The 25,603-nt window shown below is 35.1% G+C and carries 13 protein-coding genes; all 13 read right to left on the minus strand.

What is annotated here, in order from left to right:
- Positions 1 to 84: 84 nt before the first annotated feature.
- The gene (gene sov, locus L3X39_RS01305; RefSeq protein WP_237229586.1) at positions 85 to 7,323 is read right to left on the minus strand and encodes a T9SS outer membrane translocon Sov/SprA; all 7,239 of its coding nucleotides are present in this window, start codon (positions 7,321 to 7,323) and stop codon (positions 85 to 87) included.
- Between the two features lie 6 nt (positions 7,324 to 7,329).
- On the minus strand, positions 7,330 to 7,911 hold the full coding sequence (gene ruvA, locus L3X39_RS01310) for a Holliday junction branch migration protein RuvA (protein ID WP_237229588.1): 582 nt from the start codon (positions 7,909 to 7,911) through the stop codon (positions 7,330 to 7,332).
- A 54-nt stretch (positions 7,912 to 7,965) separates the two neighbouring features.
- Positions 7,966 to 10,260, minus strand: a complete 2,295-nt coding sequence (locus L3X39_RS01315) for an NADP-dependent malic enzyme (RefSeq protein WP_237229589.1) — start codon at positions 10,258 to 10,260, stop codon at positions 7,966 to 7,968.
- 52 nt (positions 10,261 to 10,312) lie between these two features.
- A complete protein-coding gene (gene queG, locus L3X39_RS01320) occupies positions 10,313 to 11,236 on the minus strand; it encodes a tRNA epoxyqueuosine(34) reductase QueG (protein ID WP_237229591.1) in 924 nt (307 codons plus the stop codon).
- A 34-nt stretch (positions 11,237 to 11,270) separates the two neighbouring features.
- Positions 11,271 to 12,623, minus strand: coding sequence for an FAD-binding oxidoreductase (locus L3X39_RS01325; protein ID WP_237229593.1), 1,353 nt, complete (start codon positions 12,621 to 12,623; stop codon positions 11,271 to 11,273).
- 36 nt (positions 12,624 to 12,659) lie between these two features.
- Complete coding sequence (locus L3X39_RS01330) at positions 12,660 to 13,172, minus strand: YybH family protein (RefSeq protein WP_237229596.1); 513 nt, start codon at positions 13,170 to 13,172, stop codon at positions 12,660 to 12,662.
- A gap of 178 nt (positions 13,173 to 13,350) precedes the next feature.
- A complete protein-coding gene (locus L3X39_RS01335) occupies positions 13,351 to 14,226 on the minus strand; it encodes a helix-turn-helix transcriptional regulator (protein WP_237229598.1) in 876 nt (291 codons plus the stop codon).
- An 11-nt stretch (positions 14,227 to 14,237) separates the two neighbouring features.
- Positions 14,238 to 15,317 carry a nickel-binding protein gene (locus L3X39_RS01340; protein WP_237229599.1) on the minus strand — a complete coding sequence of 360 codons (1,080 nt, stop codon included), beginning with the start codon at positions 15,315 to 15,317 and terminating at the stop codon, positions 14,238 to 14,240.
- Between the two features lie 90 nt (positions 15,318 to 15,407).
- On the minus strand, positions 15,408 to 16,430 hold the full coding sequence (gene ruvB / locus L3X39_RS01345) for a Holliday junction branch migration DNA helicase RuvB (RefSeq protein WP_237229606.1): 1,023 nt from the start codon (positions 16,428 to 16,430) through the stop codon (positions 15,408 to 15,410).
- Positions 16,431 to 16,521: 91 nt separating this feature from the next.
- A complete protein-coding gene (locus L3X39_RS01350; protein WP_237229608.1) occupies positions 16,522 to 18,408 on the minus strand; it encodes an OmpA family protein in 1,887 nt (628 codons plus the stop codon).
- Positions 18,409 to 18,427: 19 nt separating this feature from the next.
- Complete coding sequence (locus tag L3X39_RS01355; protein WP_237229609.1) at positions 18,428 to 19,384, minus strand: PorP/SprF family type IX secretion system membrane protein; 957 nt, start codon at positions 19,382 to 19,384, stop codon at positions 18,428 to 18,430.
- A gap of 28 nt (positions 19,385 to 19,412) precedes the next feature.
- Positions 19,413 to 23,582, minus strand: coding sequence for an Ig-like domain-containing protein (locus L3X39_RS01360; protein ID WP_237229611.1), 4,170 nt, complete (start codon positions 23,580 to 23,582; stop codon positions 19,413 to 19,415).
- A 226-nt stretch (positions 23,583 to 23,808) separates the two neighbouring features.
- Positions 23,809 to 25,602, minus strand: coding sequence for a cytochrome c oxidase subunit I (locus tag L3X39_RS01365; protein WP_237229613.1), 1,794 nt, complete (start codon positions 25,600 to 25,602; stop codon positions 23,809 to 23,811).
- Between the last annotated feature and the right edge of the window lies 1 nt (position 25,603).

Below are 25,603 nucleotides of genomic sequence, written 5' to 3' on the forward strand. Positions count from 1 at the left end.
AATGTATTTATTCAAACTATAAATTCAAATAAATAATTTGTTAATTAAATATTTAGATTTCGACAGCGCTCAACCGGACTAAAGTTAATTCCCGAAATTATATCGGATGGTAAAACCAGATCGAATAGTGGTTTGTGGAAACGCTGTTGAGATGGCATAGTCCGAAAACGTATAATCAAAATAAAATATCCCAGTTAAATTTTTACTGAATGCATAATCCGCCGAATATTTTAAACCCCATATGGTTTGTCCTGATGTGATTTGATTATTCTCTAAATCTAAATATCTAATAATCGTTTTATTGTCTCTAACTGAAATATCCGCCTTCATATTCAAATCGCTTACAATCCTTTGCTGAGGACCTGCTAGTTTTGAACGAATACGCAAATCTTTAATTCTGTATCCTAAACCAATAATGTATTCGTTTCCTTGAACTTCGGTCATTAAATTATTATCAAAGCTTAATGATAATAATCTATCCTTTTTAATTTCAGCTAGAATTTTAACTGAGTTTTTCATTTCAAAATCCAAGCGGACTAATGGACTAAACATCTCGGTTAAATTAATATTACTAAACAACCGCTCGTTTTTGTAATTTCCAGATTGGTTTAACGCCTCTGCAGGTTGACTTGCATACGGCGTTCCTGGAATAGGAGCTTCATTAGCATTAGGGTCTAAATTCAAATTTAAGTTGGTGCTAAACTGATTAATTGTATAGGTTGATCGATAGCCATGAGTTAATGAAAACCGCTTGAAATTTTTCTTAAACCAAGCATATTTCATAAACCCTGTATACTTTAAATCCCAGTTTGGAATAGGCACATCCCTAAAGGCTCTAGTTGTTATTTTATTGGCATCTTGACCTGAATAAGCAGCTAAAAAAGCTGGCAATAACACTTTTTGATTGTTTTTTCCAAAACCTAAAGGATACCCTTCAGAGTCTCTAGCATAGGTGGTTGTCCCATAAAAAGCTTCCGCAAGTCTATCGGCTATTTTCAATCTATTAGCTCTAAAATCATCAAATGCTTGAGAGCCTATTTCATCACTTTTACTAAAAGCAGTTTTTATTAAAACCGTTGATATATTAAAATTACCAAAGGTGTTTGGAGTTAACGAGTTATAAATACCGTTTTCTACTCTATAATTCTCGGTATAATTTTCATAATAAGCCCTGTTTCCTATAACATCAATTTTCAAATCCCGTACAGGTTCTAATGTGGCAGAAACATCTAATTGTTTTGTATTTGTAGACGTGTATTGTTGGTTAAATTCTTGAAACGTTGTTAACCAACCTCTTCGTGCAGCTAAATATCTTATATCGCTTTGACTACCAAATGTAAATCCTGTTGTTGGTTTAAACGTTCCTAAAAACCCTGGAGTTTGTAAATACCCTGGCAAAAATATACCGTTATTCTCCGAATAATTGGCTTGAATTCTTTTTATAGTCGTTAAGATATCAACTCCAGCATTTAATATTTTAGTTAAAGACTGATTTTTTGCTTTGGGTGTTGGGCTATTTTGATTTGCGCCTGGAGGTGCTCCACCGTTAGCGGGTGTTCTACTTCTTACCGTTCTAATAGGCTTTTTTACCAAGCCAATGTATTTATAGAAACGATTCATATCTAAAGTAGCATTGATATTATGAACATTGGAGTTTTGAACTGTATTACCCAAATCGTAGTTTTGACCGTCTACCTCTAAATTACCATATAAATCAGATCCTTTTTGCCACTGAAAACTTCCTGTATATTGATAGGTTGCATTAATAAAACTAAACGTAGGTATTTTATTTATTGGTAATTGATATGTAACACCTAAGTTTTGAGTTTGTCTATTAGGATCTCCAACATCAAAGAAACCATCCCAAACATCTAAAGCATCATCTTGCTCTCCAGCAATTAAATCGTTGTCAACAAAATAATTACGAACAATATTATTATTTGCTGCCACAAAGTTAAATTGCAATGACTTGGTTACGTTGTAATTTATTCCGTATTCAAAATCAAAGGTGTAATTTCTCCTGAACAACTCTTCAATACCAATATTTGAGCCTCCTAAGTCTATTTCTCTAAACTTTTGCCTATTAAATTGACGGTTAATATTTGTGTTAACCGTAAAGCTTGTAGGTAATAAGTTGAAATTAAAATCTTTTAGGAATTTCCAATATTTTCCGGTGAATAATGAATCATTCTTTTGGAAAGGCTCAACCGTTATTGGGTTAAAATTATGCGCATAATTTGCCCCTACACGCACCGTTTTATTTACTGAATTTTCAATCTCAAAATCTCTATGTTCAACCTTGTTATACGAATAGTTTAAAGTAAGGTTTTCAACATCATAAAAACGTGGTTTTTTATCTCCAGATCTTGTCTTTCTAACACCTATAAAATTGATGCTTTTTCGTTTTGTATAATCCTCAGATTGCTGTTTTATTTGCTCTCTTTCCTCATTGCTGTTAGCCGCTTCTAGTCTAGAATCTAGAGTTAAATCTTTATAAAATTGATCATATTTTGGTGTGATTAATTCTTCGCTTTGTGCATAATTAAAAGGCACTTGAATTCCCCATTTTTTTGGCAATAACTGACCAACGTTTACATTAGTTACGACATCATATTGTTTCACGTCCTCTAAACTGCGCTGGCTAGGACCTTGCTCTAAAGAACCAAATCCAGATGTGCTTTGTCTTCCAGTTGCACTAATGTTAGCAAAATCTGCAATATTAGTATCCATACTTACCACTGCTGCCCAACCACCTTCGTTATCTAAATCGGATAAACGTAGCTCATTAAACCAAACTTCTGCGCAAACATCATCATTATTCGATCTGCTTTTCACACCTACCATAAGCGTTCTGATATCTCCAAAGTTTGGATTTCCTTTGATTCCAACGCGATGCTGCCCGATTACGTAACCACCAAATGGATTACTTGCCAAAACAATATCTCCATTTACAACATCATAAAATGTTGGGTCGTCATTAGTTAAAGTCATATCCGAAATACCTTGAGCTTTTACTTTAGCCAAAATATCTACGGGTAAGTTTATTTCGTTTTCATCTGGCCAAAGCCCTTCTCTTGTAACGGACGTTGATAAAACTAATGGTAGCTCAATTTGATAGTAATTCTCGGTTAAATCATTACCCATTCTAATAAATCCAACCAAATCATCATTAGTTAAATTTCCAACTCCAGATTCGTCATCTTCAGCATGCATAAACATACGAATACGTTTATATTGGCGCATATCTACATTAATGTTTTTATAAACCGCTCTAGAGTCTTCGGATTCTAAATTACAAACTTTTACAACCAGCGATTGCTCATTTTGACGAACCACCGTGTTATTATTAAATAATTGTTCCGGTTCAATTCCTGGAGGTCTTTCATAACTACCTTCATTTTCAAGGGTTCCAATAACGCCTACTGAAAAATCGGTTCCGTCATCATTTGGATCATCATCATTGAACTCTAAAGTTTGCGTGTAACGCCTCCAATCACTTCGTACTAAATCTAAGGTTCCAAAACGAAACACAGTCGGTTGCGAAAATTCTTTTAGGTACACCCTAGTAAATCGAATGGATCTCAGGTCAGTAATCCCTCCAACAGGCATTGCAAGACTTCCTTGAATTGGTATTCTAAACTGATACCATCTAACATTAACATTATTGCCGTTTGGTAAAACACGTGGTCTATCTTTAAAATCTCTTAAATAATCCTTTAATGGGTTGCTATTGGGAATATTATCAAATTCAGCTTGTGAAGTTGGTAAATTTTGTCTAGTTAATTCTAACTCATATTCGTAATAACTATCAATCGTGTTCATGGTATTATCACGATTGATATCCTCTACATCTGGTTGCGTGTTAGCACCTCTATTTGTATCGGAAAACGTATCAGGGGTGTTGCCATCAACACCATTATACTTTTTGTAACGTTGAAAAATATCGCCATCAACATTTAAAAAATATGAATAATTATCGTTTGATGGATCGTCTCCAAAAGCGCTACCAAAAACATTAACCTCTTCGGCATCATCATAACCATCATAACCTACATCTTGATTAGTACGTTCTTGTCCCGTAGTATCAAAAGCATAAATTAAAGACTGGTTTTGAGGCACCACTGTACCCCAAGCCGTTGGTTGTAATAAACTTACATCGCCATCCTTCGGCAATCCATTTTCATATAATTTTCTACCATCTTTTACTATATCTTCTGAAATATTACCTAGGTTAAATACCAGTTTTCCACCAGGGTTAGAAGGATTTTCCTGGAAGGGGTCTTGTAACCAAAACTCAATATATTCAACATTTTGTTGTTCAAAATCTGTGGAGGTTAATTGACGCGTAATACCCGCCCAAGCATTCTGCGGATTATCAATAATCCCATCAGCAGCAGACGCTTCAAAATTATAAGGTCCTCTTTCATTAGGATAATATGCCAAATCCAGCGTAAACAATACCGAGTTTTGCCCTTGTACTAAATCTCTATCAGGAAAAAGTTCGTTAATGAAAACTCGACTGGTATATAAGTTTGAAACATCATTATCAGTAATTCCGCTAGGGCGTTGGCTACTATAGAATATTGGGTCTATACTATACCAGTTTAATAAAGCTCTACCATAACCATTTTGAATCCCATTTAAATCATCTCCTGGTGAATTTACTAAGTTTAATGGTCTACTTGACAGATACCATGACTGTTGCGATTTTAAATCGATGGCATTTTGTGAGCCCTCAAAATCATCTACATAAGAGGTAGCTTCGCCATTAAGGTTTGTTCCTTTTGGTGCTCCCGGTGCTAAATATGCAAATTCACCCCGAAGTGATAAGTTTGATTCTACATCGGTATCAATATTTGGCAATTTATTAGCAAGTCGTGTTAAAAAAGGCACTTTGGTGGAATAATTTCCATTTAGTCCAAAAATAGTATTGTTTATGGGTTCTGTTCCGTAATTGGCCTTTTGGGTAATAGGGCGTTCATTTAAGTTTAATAATGTGGCACCCAATACAAAATTTTCGTTGAATTTATGCTCTACGTTCAGTCCTGTAAAGCGTCTGGTTTGTTGCCCAAAAACAGCATTATTTTCGGTTGAAACCTCAATAGGTGTGTTAGATGCTTTTAGTGCTTCATCCAAAATTTGAACGCGTCCTAACTGATAATTCACCGTGTAATCAATACCTTCAACAAGAACACGACCTCCAGCTGTTACACGAACCGAGCCTCGTGGCACATTAAAAGAACCGATAGGAATACCATCACCGCCACTAGATTTATAGCGCCCTTTTAATTTAAATTTATTTTTCTCAACTTCTTCTAAAGCCGCTGTTTTGGTGCTTTTATAAAGCACATCATAAACATACTTTTCTTGATCCGCATTATAAGAAGCATCATTATCATAATCACCGCCACCAAGAACGTTAAAAAGATATTCACCAAAAGGTTCTGCACTTGTAAAAACTAATTTTCCATTTTGGGGAATAACTGTTATCCCTGGAACAAAGTCAAAAAAGCCATCGCCTCTAGTTTGAGGGTCATTATTAAAATTCAATTTGTCCAAATTGAAAACGCGCAATAATGGTACATTTTGTATTAAATCTTTATCATCAGTTGTGCCCGTTACTGGATTTCCATTGATATCCACATCAAAACTGGCTCCAACAGGTGTTATAAAATTTAATGGAGATGCCTCATTGTAGAAAATATTAAATTTAAAATCATCCTGACTTAAATTATATGCTCCTGTGTCGTAAATGTTCTTCATCATCAAATCCCAAACAGGTTGGGTAACATTGGTGATGCTACTTTTTAATAGTTTTAAAATTAAGTTTGAGTTTACAACTTGTGTTACTTGTCCTTGTCCGTTCGTTGTTACATCGGTAGCGTCTATTCCGTCATTAGCAAATTCACCCACTTGATACACTTGTCCACCAATTGTATATTGAAACGCAACCGCAAGAACCTCATCGTTATTTAAACGTTGATTTAAAGAAATATATCCTAAATCTGTATTTAGTGTATATTCTTGCCCTTGAATTAACTTTCTAGCATTCTCTAAATTAGCATAATCAAAACCTTCTCTAACATTAGCAACCTCAATTCCCGACTGCACTGTTGCAATGTCCCTTATATTTTGATTTATTTGTGATCCTGGAGCAGAAGCATCTATAGTTATAGGGTTAAAAGCATTGTTAGCATTATTAGGTAAAGCACCAGGAGCAGCAAATACATTAACGGCAGACCCTACATTATCACTTTCACCTAAGTCTTGAAGTGCAACTATATTTCTAACATTTTCTGTACGATTGCTTCTATTGGTCATCCAAACTTCAATCCTTGTAATTTGTAGTCCCTTGTTGTTTATGAAAGGATAGTTTTTTAAAGCATCATCATAGGTCTCTCTAAAATATTGTGCTAAAAAGAAGTGTCTATTTTCGTCATATTCTCTGATGAAAAATTCAAATTCTTGCAAGGTTCCTCCACCTTGTGCAACCACGGTGTTAGATTGCGATTTTTGCTCAGAAAAAACACCTGTAACAGTGGTTCTTCCAAATTGTAATTGCGTTTTTACCCCAAATAAGCTTTGTGCCCCTGTAATTAAAGAACTGTTTAAAGGCATACTTACATTACCGACTTCAATTTTTTGAATAATATCATCTTCGGTTGGGGTGTACTCCAATTTTATAAGTTGTTGAAAATCAAAGGTGGACTGTGTATCGTAATTTGCCGTTACTTGCAATCTAGTACCTACTTTACCTAATAAACTTAAGCTTATTCGCTGATCAAAATCAAAAGTAAAATTGCTTCGGTTTCTTGGTGAAAATGACGGATTATCTTGTTTAGAAAATAAAACCCCTAAATCCATTTCTACTGACCCCTGAGGAACTACTTCAATGGTATTACCTCCAAAAACACTTTCAAAAAAGCCGGAGTTTACATAAAACTCAGGCAACAAGTTTTTTTGTGCATCATCCGTACCATCTTTTTTCCCATCAAAGGCATCAATTTTTTCTTTATAATATCGTCTTAAATTTTCTCTTGCAACTAACGCTTCATATTCTTTTGGAGTTAAAATAACTGGATAGTTTACATTAAAGCTTCCTATTTTCTCTGTATAAATGTATCGATTGGTAATCGGGTCGTAAGTGTATTTAGACTCAATACTATTGGGGTTTGGTATTTTTATTGTTCCCAAAGTAAATCCCGTTTGAACCGTGTCCTGAACTGGTTGTTGAGACCAAGCGGTAATAGAGTAAAAAAGTACAAAAACGAAAAAAACGTATTGTTTAAGTAGTTTATAAAAATTTAGGTTAGTTCTATTCAAAATGTACTATAAATTTTTGAGCGCTTGTTTTATAATGGTTTCAACATTAGCTTCTGGTTGGGCAACTAAAATTTTATCTACAACTCTTTCGGCTTGCTTTTTAACAAAACCAAGCACCTCTAAAGCAGATAACGCTTCATTTTTATTGGTATTGCCTTGAGAAACCGAAACTTCATCAATATCATAAATCTTTAATATTTTATCTTTTAAATCGATGATAACTCGCTGCGCCGTTTTGGCTCCAATACCTTTAATGGATTGTATTAAGGCAACATCACCCGTTGCAATTCCTTCTCGGACTTGTTTTGGGCTTAATGACGATAACATGGTGCGTGCAATACTAGCTCCAATACCACTTACTGAAATTAATAACCTGAATATTTCTCTTTCGGCAAGTGAGGAAAACCCAAATAAGGTATGCGAATCTTCTTTAACTTGAAGATGCGTAAAGAGCTTTAAATTTTCGTTATCTGGAATTTGAGAATAGGTATGTAATGAGATGTGAAGCATATAACCTACACCGTTACATTCAATAACAACATGCGTTGGGTTTTTCTCGGTAAGCTTTCCTTGAATGTGTGTTATCATGAATGTTGTCTGTTAACCAACCAAATGTAATAAAATTATTCGCATTCTATCTACTTACTTTTCTGCATGTTCTAATTCCCATTTACCTTTTTGCTGAGCATCAACAACTGCAATAGCCGTCATGTTTACAATTTCATCAACGCTTGCACCTAATTGTAAAATATGCACGGGTTTTCGCATACCCATCATTATTGGACCGATAGATTCGGCTTCGTTTAATTCTTTCAATAATTTATATGTAATATTCGCAGCATCTAAATTTGGAAATATCAACGCATTTACTTTTTTACCAACTAATTTCGAAAATGGGAACCTTTCCCGAAGCATCTCATCATTTAAGGCAAAATCGGTTTGAAGTTCTCCATCCACATCCATATCTGGGTTTTGGCGATGTAAAAGTGACACAGCTTCACGCACTTTGGTAGCATTTTCATTCGATGATGACCCAAAATTGGAATATGACACCATAGCCATTACTGGGTTTAAACCAAACATTTTTATCACCTTTGATGTCATTTGAGCTATTTTAGCTAAAGCCTTGGCATCAGGATCGATATTTATAGACGTATCACTTAAAAAAATAGGCCCTCTTTTGGTCATCATTAAATTGGTTGTTGCAACCCTAGATATCCCTTTAGCCATTCCAATGAGTTCCAACATAGGTTTTACTACCGATGGATAATTACGTGAATACCCAGAAACTACAGCATCAGCATCACCTTCGTTAACCATCATAGCAGCAAAATAATTTCGTTCTCGCATTAATCGTTGTGCTGAATAATACGTTACACCTCTACGTTTCCGTTGTTCCCAATAAACTTTAGCATACTTATTTTTACGCTCATTTTCTTCTTCAGTTTTAGGATCTATAATTTCGATATCTGCATCAAACTCAATTTCTTTCATTAGTTCTTCAATGGTTTCCTTTCTCCCTAAAAGAATAGGGATAGCGATTCCATCTTCATAAACAATTTGAGCTGCTTTGATTACATCTAGTTGATCTGCTTCTGCATAAACAACACGTTTAGGATTAAGCTTAGCCCTATTAAGAAGGAGCCTCACTAATTTATTATCAGATCCTAAGCGTTCTAAAAGTGAATCTTTATAACGTTCCCAATCGGTAATTTTTCTTTTAGCAACGCCACTTTCAATAGCTGCTTTAGCTACAGCGGGTGGCACTTCTGCTATTAATCTTGGATCAAAAGGTTTTGGTATAATATATTCTTTACCAAACGTTAAGCGGGTTTCGCCGTAAGCAATGTTAACTTGCTCTGGCACAGGCTCTTTAGCTAATTTTGCCAAAGCTTTTACCGCCGCCATTTTCATTTCTTCATTAATCTTTGTAGCCCTTACATCCAATGCACCCCTAAAAATAAATGGGAATCCTAATACATTATTCACTTGATTAGGATGGTCGCTTCTACCAGTAGCCATGATAATATCCTTTCTAGTAGCTATAGCTATATCGTATTTAATTTCTGGGTCTGGGTTAGCCATAGCAAAAACTATTGGATTTTCTGCCATAGATAATAACATGTCGGGCGATACGATATTAGCCATAGAAAGACCGATAAAAACATCGGCATCTTTCATAGCCTCATCAAGCGTATCAATTTTTCTGTGGGTTGCAAATTCGGCTTTCTCAGTTGATAAATTTTCTCTATCATCTCTTATTACACCTTTACTATCCAGCATCACCATGTTTTCGCGTTTAGCGCCACAGGCTTGATATAAACGTGAACATGAAATGGCAGCAGCTCCCGCACCACTAATAACTATTTTTACTTTTTCAATCTTCTTTTTTGCAAGTTCTACCGCATTCAATAAGGCCGCAGCCGAAATAATTGCAGTCCCGTGCTGATCATCATGCATCACCGGAATATCCAGTTCTTCTTTCAGACGTCTTTCAATTTCAAAAGCTTCAGGAGCTTTAATATCTTCAAGGTTAATACCTCCAAAGGTTGGTGCAATATTTTTTACTGTTTGAATAAATTCTTCAATATTTTCGGTGCCTACTTCAATATCAAATACGTCAATGTCAGCAAATATTTTAAATAAAAGTCCCTTCCCTTCCATCACTGGTTTTGAAGCTTCTGGACCAATATTTCCTAGTCCTAAAACCGCAGTTCCGTTAGAAATAACCGCAACTAAATTGCCTTTGGCTGTATATTTATAGGCTTTATCTTTATCTTTTTCAATTTCTAAACAAGGTGCCGCAACACCTGGAGAATAAGCTAAAGACAAATCTCTTTGACTTGCATATTTTTTTGTAGGAACAACTTTTATTTTACCTGGAGTTGGTTTTGCGTGGTATATAAGGGCCTCTCTTCGTTTGCTTTCTTCGCTCATAATGGACTAACATTTTAGAACTCCAAATATAACAATCCTATCAAGGAAACTCCTAATCTTTTAAAAAAATGATGTTTCTTTTTAACCCTGAAAACTTGGTACGTTTTACTGCTGAATTTTTAAATACTTTTTGAAAGGTTTCTTCTGTTATTTCTTCCCAATCCTTTTTCGTCATAGAAAGTAATTCGGGATGCGGATTAAATAGTGGTTCGTTATGGGATTTTGAAAACCGATTCCATGGACAAACATCTTGACATACATCACAACCGAACATCCAATCGTCCATTTTACCTTTAAATTCGGTTGGGATGTTTTCTTTCAACTCTATTGTAAAGTATGAAATGCATTTACTTCCATCTACAACATAAGGTTCTGTGATGGCTTCTGTTGGGCATGCATCAATGCAGGCTGTACAGGTGCCACAATGGTCTGTTACTGGTGTATCATATTCCAACTCTAAATCGATAATTAACTCTGCAATAAAATAAAAGGAACCTACTTGTTGTGTTAACAAATTACTATGTTTTCCAATCCATCCTAAACCAGATTTTGCTGCCCAAGCTTTATCTAGAACTGGCGCAGAATCAACAAAAGCACGACCATGAACATCCCCAATTTCATCCTGCATAAAATGTAAAAGCAATTTCAATTTATCCTTTATAACAAAATGATAGTCTGTTCCATAGGCATATTTAGACAACTTATAGCTTTCAGAATTTTGTGTTTCAGAAGGATAGTAATTCAATAATAAAGAAATTACCGATTTTGATTCATCAACCAGTTTTGTTGGATCTAGTCGTTTATCAAAATGGTTTTCCATATAACGCATGTCTCCATGCATGTTATCGTTAAGCCATTTTTCTAAACGAGGTGCTTCTTCTTCAAGAAAACCTGCTTTACTAATACCACATGACAAAAATCCGAGGCGTTTGGCTTCGGATTTTATAAGTTTTGCGTATTGCTGTTTTTTATCCACAGCACTAAAATAAAACAAAGAAATTTAGCGCAAGTTAATTTGGTTTAATATTCTGATTGACATGAAAGAAATTAGTAGGATCATACTTAGTTTTCACCTCAACCAACCTTTCGTAATTACCTTTATAAGCCGCCTTGATGCGCTCTTGACCTTCATTCATCATAAAGTTTACATAAGCACCACCCATGGCATAAGGTGTTAAATCATCAAAATAATTTTTGCACCAATTTGTTACTTTCTCTGCGTTTTCTGGGTCTGGATCAACACCCACAATTACCTGAGCCCAACGTGCATCGCGGTTTGCCCAAGCTGTTTCAGAATTAGATACATCGTGGCAAGCTCCATCAACGGGATACAAATGTGTTGTAGTATGCATAGTCGGTATTTTTGATCCATGCTGAATATTGACTTCAATACTTTTAGGCGTTAACTCTTTAATATAATGTGCTCTCCAATACCATTGCATCCCAGGAGGATATAAAGCATCAAACATACCATTTAGTGCTGGCATTGGAATTTCGCCAACAAAATCAAGAATGGGTGGCCCAAACTCTCTAATGGGTTTGAAAACTTCATCAGCCTTCTCAATAGGTCCAGTATAGTTCCAAACTACACCACAAACATTTTTATTCCATAAATGTTCTGGAAAAGGTTCAGCAGGAGGCACTATTAAAAAAGCAAAAAAACCGTATAAGTCATTTGAAGCGTTTTTTGTTAAATTATCATAGAACATCATAGCTTCTTTGGCTCTTTCAATGGGCCAAAACATGGGGCCTGCATATACATTTTTAATTTCTATAAGCTTAAATTTAAATGATATAACTACACCAAAATTTCCGCCACCTCCTCGTAGTGCCCAAAATAGGTCAGCATTCTCATCCTTATTTGCTGTTACAAGCTCTCCTGAGGCTAGAACCACTTTACATTCCAATAAATTATCAATTGTCAAACCGCCCTTTCTGCTTAAATAACCTATACCGCCTCCAAGTGTAATACCTCCAATTCCTGTTGTACCAATAATACCACTCGGTAGTGCTAGCCCGTATTCATGGGTTGCCGCATCAACATCATTTAAAGTATTTCCAGATTGAATTGTGGCCGTTTTGGTTGCCGCATTGATAGTTATCCCTTTCATTCCTGAAAGGTCTATTACCAAACCATCGTCAACCAAAGCTAGTCCAGCTCCGTTGTGTCCACCACTTCTTATGGAAACCTCAATATTATGGTCTCGAGCATAATTTACTGCATTAACAACATCTTGATCGTTTTTGCATTTTACAATAACTGCTGGTTTTTTATCAATCATGGCGTTGTAAATAGCTCTTGCGTTCTCGTAATTAGTGTCTTTTGGGGTAATAACTTCTCCTGATAAATCTTGATAGCTCATAATTGTATGGTTTTAGTTAATTTTTTTAACTGTAAATTAAATTTTGGCAATTTCTTTTTTTAATGGGGAATGATGCTCATGTACAATTTTCCAATCACCATTATTGTCTTTTACAAACAGCAACGATATTTGGTCGTTTACCACTACTAAATCTTCTTCAAATTTTAAATGAAAATCGGAATGAAAGGTTACGTTTGCCACATTACCGTAGTACACGGCAATTTTTAAATCATTGGCATCGAACTTTAAAATTTCTTTAACGTTACCAAATACATTACGCTCATGGGCTTCGTTTTCTTTACTGCCAACACATTTTTCTCCCATTTTAAATTCGGTAAATTTGGGTCCATATGCATGAAAGGCAATTAGTTTTTCAACATCACCATCTTTAATACTTTGAACAATGCCTCCCATGGTCTCCATAACTTCTTCTTGTGCTTTTGGATATTCAATATTTATAATACTTTCTGATTGGGCCATTATAAGTTGAACGTTTAAGAACACCATTGTAAAAAAAATTGTAAATACTGTTGTAAATTGTGATTTCATAATTTTTGATTTTAGATTTACTCAAAATTATTTAGTATTAGCAAGAAACATCAACTCGTTTTATTCAAAGAATACAAGAAATCGTTCATTGCTAACATGCACTATAATTTATTTATAGCACTAAATTATAAGACAACATTGTAAACGGCTGTTCTTAAAAGTCCAAAGTTTTTACTTTTTAGCCCAAACTATTTCTGTAAGTTGAAGGAGATATATTAAACTGATTTTGAAAGACCCTACTAAAATGTGAGGCATTGTTAAAACCAGAATCAAATGCTATGGATTGTATGGAGTGGTTCGTGGTTCCCAAATATATTTTTGCACGTTCCAGTCTTTTTTTAATCAACCACTTTCCTGGAGAGGTGTTGTAGTGTTTTCTAAAATCCCTTTTAAAGGCAGATAAACTCCTGTTGGTTATTTGAGCAAATGCGTCCAGCTTAAGATTAAACATATAATTGGTTTCCATAACCTCCCATATTGGTGTTTGGTACCCTTCTGAAATTGCATTTACATAAGCAAGAATATGTTTATTGTCTGGGTGGATAAAAATATTATACAATAGCTCCTTAAACTTCATTTCAATAATATCTTGGGGGTAACGGCGGTTATCATCAAAATAAGGCAGCATACTCAAAAAACAATTTTTTATCTGGTCGTTAAGGTCAATATAAAGCAACATATCATCGGTATGTGGCGGTAAATTATCCCATGGTAAAAGTGGCCTAAACTCTTCTAATATCTTCTTGAAATAAGCATCTTTCACATAAAACGCCAATACTTTCCAACCTTCAACTTCTTCATGCATCTCTTGGTGGTAAGCTGTTCGTTTTAGCAAAAACGCAGTATCTTTTGTAAGTTCCCAACGCTGATTTCCCATGCTAAAGATACGCTTGCCACCTATTGAAAACAAAAATTGGTTGTATGCATTGTACAATTGCATCACTTTTTCTTTTTGAGGACAATTATAAAACACAAACAACTGGTTGTTTACCTTAAAATGCTGAAAGACCTTTTGGTTAGATTGATGTACTTTGTATGTGTTATATGCCAGCATTAGAAAACCCTTTAAACTGCTAATATTTTTGAAGGAGAAACTCCATATTTACTTTTAAATTTTTTGGTAAAATAAGAAGGGTTTGAGTATCCTAATTGGTATGCAACTTCAGAGATTGAAAGTTTATTTTCCTTTATTAAATTCATGGCCTTATTCATTTTAATATCGCGAATAAACAAAACTGGAGACCTACCTGTTAAAGCAGTAATTTTTCTGTAGAGTTGTGGGCGACTTACGCCCATATTTTGGCTAATATTTGCTATGTTAAGCGTTTCATCTGACAGATTTTTTTCTGTATAATCAAAAAAACTTTCCATAAATTTTTGTTGGGACTCATTTACAACTTTTACAGTTGACATACTTTCATAACTTCTTTCTGGAATTAATTTCGAAAAGTTTTTAGACAATACTAATTCACCACTATTCGCCATTAATGCCAATTGCTTGGTGAAATCTATAGCATCTTCAAAAAAACCATCACTATCAGTTACAGGTTGACCTTCGGCTAAACCTATTCTAAATTCAATATTCTGTTTTTTTGAAAGCAATTTTTGAATACCTAAAACGCATTCATAAGCAGCTTCAGCTTCATTAAACACTCCAATAATACTATCATCACTTATATTTTTAACTTGAGTGCCTTTATATTTTTTTATGGAATTAAACACTGTGTTTCGGGCAAACGTAGGAACTTTAAACCGACTTATTTCATCTGCAAAGTCCAAGCTTGTTTTTGCTAAAATATCTATAATGAGAATAAACCGAAATCCAGTATCAATATTCCCATCTTTATAATAAACTATGCCATGATCTACATTATGGGCTTTTCCCATAAACATATCAACTAATCCTGCTTCTACCTCAACAATGTTGCAGGCTACATCTCCATGAGCTTCTCTATGCACATTTTCACAAGCTTCTGGGTTAGGTCCTTCGATTAAACAAAAAATAGTTCCAGCTTTTTGATTTACCCAAAATTGATGATACTTTACTCCAAATTTATCTTGGGTTCGCTTATCAGCCATATGAGCTTTTTTTACATCTTCAACTGTAACACCAGGAAAGTGATGGTAATCCATGTAAATCGGCATAATCCTAATATTTTAAATTGGTTAGGCTATGAAATTCTTTGAGGAGAGGATTTTAAAGGTACGAAAAAAATGCTTCTTGGAATGCTTAGATTAAAACAAGCCCCCTTGAACAGACCCTTTAATTTTTCCCAAATGTTTATAAGCAAGTTCAGTAACTTCACGCCCACGCGGTGTACGCATAATAAAGCCTTGTTGGATTAAAAAGGGCTCGTATACTTCTTCTATGGTTTCCGTGCTTTCGCTTACTGCAGTTGCAATGGTTGAAATACCTACAGGTCCACCCTTAAATTTATCAATAATAGTAGATAGGATTTTATTATCCATTTCGTCTAGGCCGTGGGCATCTACATTTAAAGCTTCTAGAGCGTATTTAGCAATTTTAATATCTATAGAGCCATTACCTTTTATTTGAGCAAAATCCCGAACGCGCCGTAACAAAGCATTAGCAATTCGAGGTGTTCCTCTACTTCTTCCAGCTATTTCAATAGCTGCTTCCATAGTTATCGGCACATCTAAAATATTGGCACTACGTTGTATAATCGTAGTTAGTAAATCTGTTTTGTAATATTGAAGCCTGCTTTGAATCCCAAAACGAGCTCGCATTGGTGCGGTTAGCAATCCTGAACGCGTTGTAGCTCCAACTAATGTAAATGGATTTAAATTGATTTGAACGGTTCTCGCATTGGGCCCAGTTTCAATCATAATATCGATTTTGTAGTCTTCCATTGCCGAGTATAAATACTCTTCTACGATTGGACTTAATCGATGAATTTCATCAATAAACAACACATCGCGTTCTTCTAGATTAGTAAGTAAACCTGCCAAATCTCCAGGTTTATCTAACACTGGACCCGACGTTACTTTAATACCTACACTTAATTCATTTGCTAAAATATGCGCTAAGGTAGTTTTACCTAATCCTGGAGGTCCATGAAATAGTGTGTGATCTAATGCTTCAGTACGTAAATTGGCTGCTTGAACGAAAATTTGAAGATTTTCCAATACCTGGTCTTGACCCGTAAAATCATCGAAAGATAAAGGTCGCAATTTTCTTTCTACATCTATCTCTTCTGGAGAAAAATTTTCGTTTGTTGGATCTAAGTTTTCGTTCATGCATCACAAATATAAACAAAAAGCCTTTCCGAAATAGAAAGGCTTTCTCAAATAATTTTGGTTGATTAAGGTTGGTTATATAGGTTTTTGGTTAATTTAAAATTGTGAATTCGCAACGTCTGTTAATATCGTACTGTTCATCATCACAAATACCTTCTTTAACACAATCATTAAGTGGTTGCATTTCTCCATAACCAATACTTTTCAGTCTGCTTCTTTCAATACCTTGACTTACTAAATACTCTAAAGTTGAAGCAGCACGACGTTTTGATAAATCTAAGTTATATTGATCTGGTCCGCGAGCATCTGTATGCGCTGAAACTTCAACTTCCATAGAAGGGTATTTTTTCATTAAATCTACTAAAACATTTAAGGTTGTCGCAGCATCTTCTCGAATGTTAGACCTATCAAAATCAAAATAAATCTTTTCTAATTGTACTTGCACATCACCTTTTTCATTTTCTTTAACGCGTTCTTCAGCATCTGCAAAAGACTCTAAACTTAAATAAATGTTATGTTGAACCTTCCCTTTACTATCTGTTGAAAATTCAACATCCTGTGGAATGTATGCTTTACGGGTTCCTCTAACTTTGTATTTTTTATTAGGCTCAATTTTGAAAATATAATAAGCATCATCGCCTACAATAGTGTCCTGAATTACTGTATCCGACTCGTCAAATAATGTTACTAAAGAACCAATAAGTAATTCTTTGCTGTTTTTATCTTGAACAATACCTTCTACCTGATATTTTGTTAGAGGGTTTTCTTCTCTTCCAAAACCAAATATCCTATCGTAGCCGGTACGGTTTGAAGACACATATCCTTTATTGTCTTTCTCTCGAACAACATAAGCGAAATCATCTAAATTACTATTAATTGAGCTTCCTAAATTTACAGGTTTATCAAACCCGCCATTTACCATATTACTTCTAAATACATCCAATCCGCCATAACCTTGATGACCAATTGATGAGAAATAGAGCACATTAAATTCGCTGATAAATGGGAATTGCTCTCTGTGTTTTGTATTAATTACATCACCTAAATTTTCTGGTTCTCCATAAGTTCCATCGTCATTAATGGCAACCTTATAAATATCAAAACTCCCTAAAGTTCCTGGCATATCACTAGCAAAATAAAGGGTTTTTTCATCTTTACTTAACGCTGGATGTTCTGTACTATAACTGTTTGATGTGAAAGGTAATGGAGTAACATTAGACCAAACGCCATCAACTAATTCTGCCTTATAAATTTTGATGTGAGCAATACGCTCTTCGTCAGTTTTTTTACGTGTTGTATTAGTTCTGTTAAAATACATGGTTTTACCATCCTTCGTAAAAACGGCATTACTTTCGTGCGAACTTGTATTAATAGCATCAGAAAATGGTTGAATATTTTCTAAGGTGTTATCATCTGTTAAAGTCCCGCTGTATAAATCTAAATATGGTAACTCATTCCATGAATACGATGGGTTTTCGGTATTTCTCGCCGAAGCAAAAGCCACTTTATTATCACCATAAAATGATAAACCAAAATCACTGTTTGATCCTTCATTCACTATTTGTTCTAACTTGAAATTGTGAGGTGTGGTTTTCAAATTATCATCAATAAAAGCAGGTGTATTAATGGGTTTATTATAATATCTGCTTAAATGTATATCGGCTTCTTTATAATCTTCAACACCTTTTAATGCTTGAGCAAATCTAAAATGATATTCAATATCGATAGAATCGCCATATGCTACAAACAATTCTCTGTAGGTTTTGATGGCCTTTTGAAGATTTGTATTGTAATAATAACTATCTGCCAAATTTTGAAGTACTTCTTGAGTACGTTCTTTGGTTTCGTAAGTTTCGGCAGCTTCTGAATAAGCTCTCATTTCGAAAAGCTTATGAGCTCTTTTTGTGTTTCCTTTTTGAGCTAATGCTATTCCACTAACTAATAAAAGGCTTGCAAGTATGTATAAATGTTTTTTCATGTTTTCCAATTATTAATTTTTAGAAGAATCTAGGTGAACGATCATAACCTCCTCTGAACCCGAATAAATCGACATCGAACAGAATAAATATTTCATGAGAACCTGAGTTAAAATCTCCTAAGTTAGTAGTTGTATAATCGTAGGCATAACCTATTCTAAGCTCTGGAGTGACTCTAAAATTAATTAAAGCACTCATGGCATCTCCTAAACGGTAACCCAAGCCAGCTTCAAGTTTTTCATTAATTAAAACGTTCGCCGTAATATCAAATGCCAATGGCGCACCTTTTACAGCTCTACCCATAAAAGCAGGTTTTAGTTTTACGTTTTGATTAATATCAAACACGTAACCTCCTGTAAAGAAATAGTGAACGTTTTGTACACCTGTAGATTTCACACCACTTTCTTCCTCTAGATGTTTTGTAGACAACATATTTGGTGCCGACAAACCTAAATAATATTGGTCAGTGAAAAAGAAAGCTCCAATACCTAAATTTGGAAATGTTTTATTGATGTTTTCATTAAAAGCAATATCTGTATTTGTACCTCCAGATTGCAACATAAAACCATCAAAATTAGTGTCAAAAATGGTGAATCCTGCTTTTAATCCGAATGATATTTTGCTTTCGATGCCAACTGGCAATACATATGCAAAATCTGCGTATATATTATTTTCACTTACAACATCTCCAATGTTATCATTGGTAAAAGATATTCCCATTTCGATTTTATCGTTTAGCGGTGTATGAGCAAAAAAGGTTCCTGTTTTTGGAGCGCCTTCCAAACCTACCCATTGTGTTCTATAAAGTCCACCTAAGTTTAATATTCCTTCTTCTGCAGTAGCATAAGCTGGATTAATCACACTCATATTATACATGTATTGTGTAAACTGAGGATCTTGTTGTGCATAACTTTGTAATGACAAGAGCGTCAAACTTAACAAAGCAGCTATTTTATGATATATATTTAAATGTTTCATCGTTTCTAAATTTTGCTTTATCTATAAATTATCTGCTTAAGTATAAGCGTCCTTGTTCTGGTTTATTTTCGCCATCGTTAAATTTGAAAATGTAGAAATACACACCAACAGGTAAATCTCCTTTTGAGACAACCCTAGATTGGTTGGATGTTCCATCAAACCTTGGTGTATTGGCATTTCCTTTATAAACTATATTACCGTTACGGTTATAAATTTCCATTTCAAAATTTGGATATAATATGGCTAGATTATCAACATCAAATGTGTCGTTTACACCATCTCCATTCGGGGAAAATCCATCAGGAATTTGCAATTTACCACAGGCCGTTACATCTGGTGTTACTGCTAAACGTACACTGCTTTCGCAACCAGTAGTTGCATCAATTAAAACTGCATAGTACGTGATATTTGTTAAGGTTGAACTATTTGAAATAACTGAACCTCCGGTGGCGGCATCATACCAAACAACATTATTTGTACTAGAGTTATACTCTGCAATATTTGCACTTAAATCTAAAATGGTTGGTCCATCATTAATACAATATTCTGCTGTTGGATCTAATAATGTTGGAGTAGCTGTATCGTTGATGATTACATCTATTTGAACAGCCGTTGAAGATTCGCAACCTGAACTATTGGTTTGTGTAGCATAATAATCCTCACCATCTACTAATGCTTCTGTACCAGTTAATGGCATAGTTAACGCAGCATCTTCGTACCAATTAATACTACCTGATGAGCTAATAGTGCTATCCAAATCTGAAACTATTGGATTGTCAACTAGACAAAATTCAGGGTTATTATTAGCAACGGTTGGTGTTGGTGTATCATCAACTGTAACCGTAATATCAGCGGTTGAATCTGGAGAGCATGGTGATACAGCTGTTACTGTATACGTATAAACTCCTGGTACATCTATAGCAGGATCAAAAACTCCTGTTCCACTATTTAATGCAGGCGACCAAGTTCCTCCACTTTGAGCTCCTGCTCCTAGTGATAAAAATAAATCGGTAGGTGCATCAATCATACACAATGCAACTGTAGCATCCGTTCCCGCATTTGGTGCCAAGGTTACCGTTACAACCACATCGCTAGTTTCTGTTCCACAAGCATTTGTTAATGTATAAGTATAAGTTCCATCTACATCTACTAACGGATCAAAAACTCCTGTTCCACTAGTTAAGGCAGGTGACCAAGTTCCTCCTATATCGGCACCTCCAAGAAGTGTAAATAAATCGGTTGTTCCATTATTACTACAAACATCTAATGTATTATCTGATCCAGCATTTAGTGGTGCTTCTATAGTTACCGTTATAATAGTACTATCATCCACACACGGTGCCGATGCAGTTACATAATAAGTGAACTGGTATGTACCTGTAGATACTGCTGTTCCATCAAAAATATTTCCTGATAAAGCACCAGTTCCGTCTGTATCTTGCCATGTTCCTCCAGCATCTTGAGTACCATCTAAACCTGTAAATAAATCAATATTACTATCGTTATTACATGCAACAATAGGCGTAGCATTTGGATTTCCGGCATTCGGAGATTGATATATAGTTGCTAACACTGGGGTTCTTACAGACGATTCGCAACCTGTTGTTGCATCTGTTTGTGTAGCATAATATGTTTGTGCATCTATTAAAGCCGTTGTTCCTGCTAAAGGTGTTCCTCCTATTGAAACATCATACCATTGAATCGTGGTTCCCGTTGCAACTAAATCTGCAACTATTGCTGTATCACAAAATTCTTGTGGTGATGAAGCTGAAGGTGCAGGTGTGTCATTTATAACAATACTAACTGTTACATTAGCATCATCACAACTTCCTATAGCATCCACATCAAAAGTGAAATTATAAGTTCCTTGTGCTAATCCATCTAGCGTTACTGTGTTACCAGCTAAAGCTCCTGTGCTGTCATCATCATTCCAAGTTCCTGTCTGATCTTCACCTGTTAATAAATCAAACAAATCATAAGTTTGACCTACTGTTATATCAGCTAAACAGAATTCAACCGGAGTATTTGGTGTTCCTGATTCTGGTGCATCTTCAACAGTTACAGTAACTGTACTGCTATTGGTACATCCGTTAACATCTGTAATTGTATATGTGAAATTATATGAGCCAATGGTTAGCAATGTTAAATCAACATTACTTCCGGATAAAGCTCCTGTTGTGTTATCATCAGTCCAAGTACCACCTACATCTTCTCCAGTTAATTGTCCGAATAAATCTAATGGTGAATTTGCTGCTAAATCATTCTCACAGAATATAGCAGCTGTAGGTGTTCCCGTAATTGGTAATGGATTTATCGTAACGCTTACAGTTACTAAAACGTCATCACAACTTCCTATATCCTCTACATCAAAGGTGAAGTTATATGTTCCTGAAGTTAATATTGACAAGTCAACAGGATTAGCTGATGAAGTTCCTGTATTGTCATTTCCAATGTACCAAGTTCCGGTTTGGTCTTCACCTGTCAACAAATCGAATAAATCATAACTTGCCGGTGCAGTACCTTCACAAAATTCAGGAAAAGTAGCTACCGGGGTTCCAGATTCTGGGGCGGGTTCTACTGTAATTGTTATTGATTCAGTGACTGAACACGTTCCATTATCAATAGTGTAAATAAATGTATAAGGACTACCTGCTACATTAAGTGTTGTTAAATCTAATATATTTGATATTGTAGTATTACTAGAATCTGTCCATGTTCCACTATTATTATCTTGAGATCCATCTAGCGCATTAAATAAATCGAACGGTGAATTTGCAGCCAAATCATTTTCACAAAATATTTGATTTATGGCAACTCCAGCATTAGGGTCTTGTAATACAATAACTTGTACCGTTGTTGACTCTTCAGGACATGGGTTAGGTGATAAATTTTGTGTATACGTAAAATCATATGTGCCAGGTGTAAAAGCAGTTAAGTCTATTGGAGAAGTAACTACTGGATCAGAACTTGTTGTTCCTTGTGTCCATTGACCATTTGGGTCTTCATTTTCTAAGAGAGAAAACAAATCAAAGGCAGCTGGTAAACTAGCTTCACAAAATGAAGCTGGATTTGCTGCTGATGGTGTTCCAGAAGATAAGGTCTCATGAACAGTAATAGTTACGTTTGAAGTGCCATCTGGACAAACACCAGTACTAGGTACAGTGTACACAAAAGTGTAAGTCCCAGCTGTTGTTAATGTAGATATATTAACCGTTCCTAAGTGCCCATTTGATGTTGTTAAAGGTCCTGACCAACTACCTGTTGTATCTGGAGTACCTCCTAATTCATCAAATAAATTAAAATCGGAAGCTGGTAAATTGTCATTACAATATTCTAAGTTACCTGGAGTTCCTGGGTCAACGGGTGTATCAATAATAACTAACACATCTACAGGGTTGCTTACACAAAACACATCATTAATTTGAATATAGTAAGTGTTACCATCAACCAAAGGCGTTGACAGTGCTAACGCAGGTAAAACTGGGTTTCCAAAACCATCTAAATTATCATACCAACTATAATTAGTCGCGGTTGTACCTGGGTTTAAATCTCCAACTGTTGGATTGGTATCCGAACAGAACTCTTGAGGATTTGCTGGAGTTGGGTCAGTTGGGGCATTAAAAACCCCTACTTGACCAATTTCTAATTGACTTTTACAGCCTCCATTATCTACAAATACAATGAAATAATTTGTGGCTCCACTTGAAATAGGGTCCGTAGTATTCGCTTGATTAGTTAAATTTAAATCATAATAAACTTCAACAGAGCCTCCAACTGGAATACTTGATTGTAACACATCATCTATGTAAGTTTGTACGGTTGCATTTTCATTGCTACAATAAATCTGATCTAGGTTTTGACCACTTGCATTAACTTGAAAGTCTATAGTCAAAGATGCTCTAACTCCACAAGTTCCGGTGTTATCATCAGCATAATAGGTTCCTTCTTGAACCAATTGACTATTATTAAAAGGGCTTCCTCCGGTTGCGGCATTATACCATACAATACCGTTACCATTATCAGTTGCATAGTCAGCACTCATATTAGCAAAGGTATATCCCGATGCATCACAAACGGGAGGCGGGGTTGGGTCGGTTACAGTAGGACATTGAGCATTTAAAGAAAATGTTGTCCATAGAAACACCATCAAAAAGGATACAAAAATTTTTGTTATCCTTGAAAGGGATTTTGTCTTCATAGATTTGGTTAATTTATTGGTTGTTAATAGCATTCGCTTGAATTAAACCATTTATAACAGATTTTAAAAATCTATTTTTGATTAATTGTGTCGCAATTTAACTGATTTTTTTGTATTTCATCGAATTTTTTTACATTTTTTTTCATTTTATCGAAAAAAAAAGCATTTAAACGATAAAACCCGCCATAATAAGCGGGTTCTAAACATGTAAGATATATATTGTTAATTAATGCTGAAGTTCTTCTTCACCATCTTTTAAAGGAATATGTTGTGGAACATAATCTTCTTCATGCCCTGGTTTACTATAATCGTAAGCCCAACGGTGTACATGAGGAATCTCACCTGGCCAGTTACCGTGGATATGTTTTAAAGACGCTGTCCATTCTAAAGTATTCGATTTCCATGGATTTTCTACAGATTTTTTACCATAGAAAATACTGTAAAAGAAGTTCCAAAGGAATACCAACTGGAATACACCTCCAACTAATGCGAAAATGGTAATAATAACATTTACGTTTGCTAAATCATCAAATAAGGGGAAATTACTATTTGTGTAATAACGACGTGGTAAACCTGCCATACCTATAAAATGCATTGGAAAGAATACACCGTAAGCACAAACTGCCGTTACCCAAAAATGTATATACCCTAAATTTTTATTTAACATTCTACCAAACATTCTAGGGAACCAATGATATATTCCTGCGAACATTCCGTATAATGCTGATATACCCATTACCAAATGGAAGTGAGCTACCACAAAGTAAGTGTCGTGAACATTAATATCTAATGCACTATCCCCTAAAATGATTCCTGTTAATCCCCCAGTTATAAACGTAGAAACTAATCCGATTGAAAATAGCATTGCGGGATTCATCTGTAAATTACCCTTCCAAAGTGTAGTAATGTAGTTAAATGCTTTAACCGCTGATGGTATTGCAATTAATAAGGTTGTAAATGTAAATACCGAGCCTAAGAATGGGTTCATTCCAGAAATAAACATGTGGTGTCCCCAAACAATAGTTGATAAGAATGCAATTGCTAAAATAGATGCTACCATGGCACGATAACCGAAAATTGGTTTACGGGAATTTGTTGCAATAATTTCAGAGGTAATACCCAGTGCAGGTAATAATACAATATATACTTCAGGGTGACCTAAGAACCAAAATAAGTGTTCAAATAAAACTGGAGACCCTCCTTGATAATGTAATACCTCACCTTGAATAAAAATATCTGATAAGAAGAATGATGTTCCAAAACTTCTATCCATTATTAAAAGTAATGCCGCTGATAATAAAACTGGAAACGAAATCACACCGATAATGGCAGTAATAAAAAATGCCCAAATAGTTAAAGGTAGTCTTGTCATAGACATCCCTTTTGTTCTGAGATTAATTACGGTTACTATATAGTTTAATGATCCTAACAACGAAGAAGCAATAAATATTGCCATAGATACTAACCATAAAGTCATACCCATTCCTGAACCGCCTTGAGCAAGTGGTAGAGCACTTAATGGTGGATATATAGTCCAACCAGCAGCAGCAGGTCCTGCTTCAACAAATAAGGATAATACCATGATTACACTTGATAAAAAGAATAACCAATAAGATATCATATTTAAAAACCCAGAAGCCATATCTCGGGCTCCAATTTGTAGCGGTATTAATAAATTACTAAACGTACCACTCAAACCAGCAGTTAATACAAAGAATACCATAATAGTACCATGAATAGTAACTAATGCTAAATAGATATCGGCATCCATTACTCCATCTGGCGCCCATTTACCCAATAATGCTTCAAACAATACATTTGGTTCTTCAGGCCATGCGATTTGCATACGAAACATCATAGACATTAAAACCCCAATAACACCCATTATAGTACCCGTTATTAGGTACTGCTTAGCAATCATCTTATGGTCTTGACTAAATATGTATTTAGTTACAAACGTTTCTTTATGATGATGCCCGTGGTCGTCTTCGTGAGCGTGAGTATCTGCGTGTGCTGACATA

The organism is Flaviramulus multivorans (genome assembly GCF_021728415.1).
Classification (GTDB): Bacteria; Bacteroidota; Bacteroidia; order Flavobacteriales; family Flavobacteriaceae; genus Sabulilitoribacter; species Sabulilitoribacter multivorans.